At 67.3% G+C, this 2044-nt stretch carries 2 protein-coding genes and 1 pseudogene; 1 reads left to right on the top strand and 2 read right to left on the bottom strand.

Translation table 11 applies throughout. The annotated features are described in order from the left end of the window. Positions 1-541: sigma factor-like helix-turn-helix DNA-binding protein (locus I73_RS18900; RefSeq protein WP_022982050.1), on the top strand; the 541-nt coding region annotated here is incomplete at its 5' end. A gap of 91 nt (positions 542-632) precedes the next feature. Here the strand turns inward: I73_RS18900 and I73_RS18895 are convergent. Both I73_RS18895 and cyoE read right to left on the bottom strand, forming a co-directional pair. Continuing rightward, positions 633-1265: an SCO family protein gene (locus I73_RS18895; RefSeq protein ID WP_022982049.1), complete on the bottom strand. Its 633-nt coding sequence runs from the start codon at positions 1263-1265 to the stop codon at positions 633-635. Positions 1266-1272: 7 nt separating this feature from the next. Continuing rightward, positions 1273-2044, bottom strand: a pseudogene (gene cyoE, locus I73_RS29040) (heme o synthase); the annotation flags it as partial.

The raw sequence follows: 2044 nt of genomic DNA, 5'->3' as shown, positions 1-2044 counted from the left end.
GAAATGGGGCATGGTCAAGGTGGCCACCACCAAGGCCCAGCGCAAGCTATTTTTCAACTTGCGCTCGATGAAGCAGGGCCTGAAGGACCATGCCGGTGACCATGAGACCTTCCGCAACACGCTGACGCCCGACGAGGTGGATGTGGTGGCGCGGGAGCTGAATGTCAAGCCGGAGGAAGTGGTCGAGATGGAGACCCGGCTGTCCGGCGGCGACGTGGCCCTGGAGCCGCAGACCGACGACGGCGAGGAAAGCTACGCTCCGATCGCCTACCTGGCCGACGACAGCCAGGAGCCGACCCGGGTGCTGGAAGGCCGCAGCCGCGATCTGATGAGCTCCCACGGCATCCAGCACGCGCTGGACAAGCTGGACGACCGCAGCCGCCGCATCGTCGAGGAGCGCTGGCTGAAGGTGAACGACGACGCCAGCGGTGGCATGACCCTGCACGAGCTGGCCGCCGAGTACGGCGTCAGCGCCGAGCGCATCCGCCAGATCGAGGTGGCGGCGCTCAAGAAGATGCGCAAGGCGCTGGAAACGGCCTGACCCCTGCGCGGCCTCGCCCCCCAGCTTGGCCCTTGAAACACAACGGCTCCCCGCGGGGAGCCGTTTGCTTTCATGCGCAGGCGCTGTCGTTTCAGGTGGCGGCCTTCTCGGCCAGCAGGATCTTCAGGTCCGCGGCCAGGGCCTCGGGGCCGGCGCCATAACGGCTGAACACCCGCACCCGACCCGCACGGTCGAACAAGTAGGAGCCCGCGGTGTGGTCGATGGTGTAGCTCGACGCGGTCTTGCCCGGCACCTTGGCGTAGAAGATCTTGAATTCCTTCGCGGCGGCGGCGGTTTCCTCCGGCGTGCCATGCAGGGCCAGGAAGTCGCTGCCACCGAAGCTGCCCATGTAGGCCTTCAGGATCTCGGGTGTGTCGCGCTCCGGGTCCACGGTGACGAAGATGCTCTGCACGTCCTTGCCGGCCTCGCCCAGCTGCTGCTTGACAGCAGCCAGCTCGGCCAGCGTGGTGGGGCACACGTCCGGGCACTGCACATAGCCGAAGAACACCACCACGACCTTGCCCTTGAAATCGGCCAGGGTGCGCGGCTGGCCGTTCATGTCCGTCAGGTGCAGCTCGCGGGCGTAGGTGGCGCCAGTGATGTCAATGCCTTTGAAGGGGGCATGGGCTGGCACATCGCCGCTTTTGAAGACCTGCCCGTCACAGGCGGCCAGGGTGGTGAGGGAGAGAGAGGCCAGGAGCGCGTGACGGCGGGACAGGGTCATGGTCGGATCAGGAAGGCCCCAGCCAGGGGCTGATGTAGTGATCCAGCAGCAGCGCGGCGAACAGCAGCGACAGGTACAGGATCGAGAACCAGAAGGTGCGGCGGGCCAGCGCTTCGCTGTACTGCCGCCAGAGCCTGAAACCATACACCATGAAGCACAACCCCAGCGTGATCGCGCTCACGAGGTAGATCCAGCCGCTCATGCCGTAGATGAAGGGCATCAGCGTGCCCGCCAGCAGCACCACGGTGTACAGGAAGATGTGCAGGCGGGTCAGCTCAGGCCCGTGGGTGACCGGCAGCATGGGCAAGCCAGCCCGGCGGTAGTCCTCCATCCGGTACAGGGCCAGGGACCAGAAGTGCGGCGGCGTCCAGAGGAAGATGATCAGGCACAGCAACCAGGCCTCGGGCCCCACATCGCCCCGCACTGCGGCCCAGCCCAGCACCGGCGGCATGGCCCCGGAGGCGCCGCCGATCACAATGTTCTGCGGTGTGCGCGGCTTGAGCCAGAGGGTGTAGACCACCGCATAGCCCACGAAGGTGGCCAGGGTCAGCGCCAGCGTCAAGGCATTGACCCACAGCAGCAGCACCGTGCTGCCCAGGGCACACAGGCCCAGCGAAAAGGCCAGCGTCTCGCGCGGCGACAGTTCGCCCCGCGCCGTGGGCCGCCAGGCGGTGCGCTGCATGCGCCGGTCCAGCTCGCGCTCCACAGGCAGTTGAAGGCGGCCGCCGCGCTGGCCACCCACCAGATGCCGGCCGTGCCGGCCAGCAGCACCTGCCAGT

The organism is Ideonella sp. B508-1, assembly GCF_000333615.1.
GTDB lineage: Bacteria > Pseudomonadota > Gammaproteobacteria > Burkholderiales > Burkholderiaceae_C > Ideonella.
This window is presented reverse-complemented; position numbering and strand designations above follow the sequence as displayed.